Consider the following 4,406-nt stretch of genomic DNA (forward strand, 5'->3'; position numbering starts at 1 on the left):
CGATGACCTGGACCGATGACACCGCCGGTCTGCAGGTGGCCGGTTCGGTGGGTCTGACCGCGCACCGGCCGGGCAGCAGCACCGCGGCCACCGCGGTGCGGTTCGGCGGGATCACGGTGACCGCGCTCGACTGACCCGGGGCCGGCCGGCCGAGTTCGGCCGGCCGGCCCCGGCGCGGCCCCGCCTGACCCGGACCACGCCGGCCCGTCGGCACAGCCGTGGGCGAGCCGCGACGCGTTCACGGGCGGACCGTGACGTGACGCTCACTCATCGTCACGCGGTTGCCCCCGATGGGGGGACGAGCACGCTGCGTCACCGGATCGGGCGATCGGCGATAGAGGTCTGTCGTGTCAGGGTGACTCTCGGTATCGATCGGTCACGGGTGTGACCGGTGCCGAGCACTACGGGGGAACGCATGAGTGCATCGTTGGCGGCTGCGCCAAAGAAGATCCTGGCCGGGGTGATGGCCGCGGCGTTGGGCGTCGGCGTCTTCGCGGTGCTGCCGCCGGGGGTGGCTGCCGCGGATTCCGCACCCACCGGTGTGGTGGGCCCCGCCAACCCGACCACGGTGACCGCCGACGCGTTGCCGACCGCCCAGATCGACGGCGTGGCCTGGTCCCAGGCCGTCGTCGGCAACACCGTCTACGTCGGTGGCTCCTTCAGCAGCGCCCGGCCGGCCGGTGCCGCGCCAGGTGAGCGGGAAACCACCCGTTCGAACCTGCTGGCGTACGACATCCGCACCGGCGAGCTGATCGAGTCATTCGCACCCACCCTGAACGGTCAGGTGCTGGTGGTCGCCGCCTCGCCGGATGGCTCTCGGCTCTACGTCGGCGGTGACTTCACCGAGGTCGACGGCCAGGTCCGCCGCCGGGTGGCCGCCTTCGACATCGCCAGCGGCACGCTGGTCGCCAACTGGAAGCCGACAGTCAACAGCCAGGTGCGAGCCATCGCCGCCACCGACGACACCGTCTACCTCGGCGGCAGCATCACTGCCGTCGGCGGCGTCAGCCGGTCCCGGCTGGCCGCGGTGACCGCGGCCGACGGCTCGCTGCTGCCCTGGGCCCCGCAGCCCGGAGTGGGACCCACGTCGGGGAACTCCGACGGCAACCGCGGCACGAGCGACCAGGTGATGGCGCTGGTCGTCACCGGGAACGGCCAGGTCGTGGCCGGGGGTCGGTTCGACTCCATGAACGGCACCAAGGCCACCGGCGTCACCGCGCTCGACCCGGTCAGCGGGGAGACCCGCCCGTTCGCCATCAACGAGGAGCTGACCAACCAGGGCATCAACTCCGCCGTCTACAGCCTGTCCACCGACGGGAACGTCGTCTACGGCACCGCCTACGACTTCTACGGTCCCGGCAACCTCGAGGGCTCGTTCGCCGCGGCCGCCGACGGCGGGGAGATCATCGCGATCAACGACTGCCGTGGGGACAGCTACTCGAGCTACCCCATGCACGGGGCGCTCTACGTCACCGGCCACCCGCACGACTGCGAGAACATCGGCGGCTTCGAGGAGCAGCAGCCGCGGACCCACCGGTACGGGGTCGCGTTCTCCGTGGAGCCGACCGGTGTGACCGGCTCGCACTGGATCGAGAACAGCAACCTGAGCGGCCAGCCGGCGGGCGCGCTGCTGAACTGGTTCCCGAGCATGACCCCCGGCACGTTCACCGGGCAGGGGCAGGCCGGCTGGCACGTCACCGGCGACGGCGAGTACGTCGTGTACGCGGGCGAGTTCCCGCGGGTCAACGGCGTCGGGCAACAGGGCCTGGTCCGCTACGCCATGCCGGACACCGCGCCCAACCGGGTGGGCCCCAGCGGCGAGGACTTCACCGCCACCGCCACCTCGCCGGTCGCCGGCCAGGTCACCGTCTCCTGGCGGGCGACCAGCGACCAGGACAACTCGACCCTCACCTACGCCGTGTACCGAGAAGGCGAGGAGTCGCCCGTCGCCGAGACCACCGCGACCAGCACCTGGTGGGACCGGCCCATGCTGTCGGCGACCGACCCCGGGGTCAGCGGCTCGCTGCGCTATCGGGTCACCGCCACCGACCCGTTCGGCAACTCCGTCGCCACCGACTGGGTGGCCGTCGACGTGGCCCCGGGCGCCGGTGCCGGGACGTCGTCGTACCAGGACCTGGTCCGCGCCGATGGTGCCCGCTCCCACTGGCGGCTGGGCGAGGCCTCCGGCTCGACCGCCGCCGACAGCGTCGGCGCCGACCCGATGACCGCGGGCGCGGGCGTCCGGCCCGGCGCCGAGGCTGCCGTCGCCGGTGACACCGCGTACTCCTTCGACGGGACGGCGTCGGCCACGCTGGCCACCGGCACGCGCACCGCCGCGCCGAGTGCCTTCACCCAGGAGGCGTGGATCCGAACCACCTCCCCCGGCCGGGTCATGGGCTTCGGCGACGCCCGCACCGGGTCGAGCTCCACCTATGACCGCCAGGTATGGGTCGACGAGGGGGGCCGGCTCAATTTCGGGGTGAACGCCCGCTTCCTGTTCTGGTACCTGCCGGTCACGGTTACCAGCAGCGAGGCCTACGACGACGGACAGTGGCACCACGTCGCCGCCACGCTCGACTCCCAGGGCATGGCGCTGTACGTCGACGGCGAGCTGGTCGCCTCCCGCTCCGGCGGCCTTTCGCCCCAGCCGTACAGCGGCTACCTGCGCGTCGGCAGCGACCGCGCGATGGGCGGCGCTAGCACTTTCACCGGCGATATCGACGAGGTGGCGGTGTACCAGACGGCGCTGAGCGCCGAGCGGGTGGCCGCGCACGCCGGGGCCGCGGGCGGCTCGAACCTGGCTCCGCTGGCCCGCTTCACCAGCACGGTGACCGACCTGGCGGTGGGCCTCGACGGGTCTGGCTCGGTCGATGCCGACGGCACCGTCACCGGCCACACCTGGGACTTCGGCGACGGCACGACCGCCACCGGTCCCACCGCGATGCACAGCTACGCCGAGGCCGGCAGCTACGTGATCACGCTGGCGGTCACCGACGACGGTGGCGCGACGCGGACGGCGGCCCGCGTGGTCACGGTGGCCCCGGCTCCGCCGAACCAGGCGCCGTCGGCCGCCTTCACGGCCACGGCCGATGGCCTCGAGCTCACGGTCGACGGCTCCGGGGCGACGGACGTCGACGGCACCGTCACCGGCCACGCGTGGTCGTTCGGTGACGGCACCACCGGTACCGGCGCCGCCGCGACGCACACCTACCCCGCGCCGGGCTCGTACCGGGTCACGCTCGCCGTCACCGACGACGACGGTGCGGTCTCGGTCGCCGAGCGACTGGTCGTCGTCACCGCTCCGGTGAGCAGCGAGCTGGTTGCCAAGGACACCTTCGGACGCACTGTCACCGGGGGCCTGGGCACCGCCGATGTCGGCGGGGAGTGGATCACCTGGGCGGGTTCGGCGCGGCTGTCGGTGACCCCGGGGGCGGCGACGTTCGAGCTGCCAGGCGTCCGGCACAACACCGGCGCCTACCTGGACTCGGTGTCGCAGACCAGCGCCGACGTCGTGACCTCGTTCTCCCCGACCACGGTGCCCACGGGCGGTGGCACGTACCTGTACGTCACCGGCCGGCGGGTCGCCTCGGGGGAGGAGTACCGGGTGCGGGTGCGCGTCCTGGCCGACGGCCGCGTCGCGCTAGCTCTCTCCCGGCTCACCGGTGGCACCGAGGCGTTCCCCGGCGGTGAGGTGTTCGTCCCCGGCCTGACCTGGACGGAGGGCACCTCGCTCCTCGCCCGCGTCGAGGTCTCCGGCACCGGCAGCACGGCGATCACCGGCCGCGTCTGGGCCGAGGGCGCCCCGGAGCCGGAGGATCCGCAGCTGACCGTCACCGACTCCACTCCCGCCCTGCAGGCGGCCGGGTCGGTCGGGCTGACGGCTCACCGCCCGGCCAGCACCACGGCGGCCACCGCGGTCCGGGTCAGCTCCTTCCAGGTCCTGCCGGTCGGTGCAGGACAGGTCACCAACACGGCGCCGGTCGCGGCATTCACCGCCACCACCGACGGGCTCACCGTCTCGGTGGACGGGACGATGTCGGTCGATCCGGACGGCTCTGTGACCGGGTTCGCGTGGGACTTCGGGGATGGAGTCCCCGGGACCGGGGCCACCGCGACGCACGGCTACGCGGTGCCCGGCACCTATCCGGTGACCCTCACGGTCACCGACGACAGCGGGGCGTCCAGCAACACCACGCGGCAGGTCCAGGTCACCGCGCCGGCGGAGATTCCGGTGGTCGCCGGTGATGCGTTCGGGCGCACCGTCTCCGGTGGGCTGGGCTCTGCGGATGTCGGTGGTGCGTGGACGGCGTGGGCCGGGGCCAGCCGGTTGTCGGTGAGCCCGGGTGTGGCGTCGTTCGAGTTGCCGGGGGCCGGTCACAACACCGGGGCTTATCTGGGTGGGGTGT

General features: G+C 73.1%; 1 protein-coding gene. It reads left to right on the forward strand.

Translation table 11 applies throughout. The annotated features are described in order from the left end of the window. Positions 1-415: 415 nt before the first annotated feature. The coding region (locus ACI8AG_RS20430) for a PKD domain-containing protein (protein WP_456598489.1) at positions 416-4,406 on the forward strand (3,991 nt) is incomplete at its 3' end.

It is taken from the genome of Blastococcus sp. SYSU DS0552, assembly GCF_054050815.1.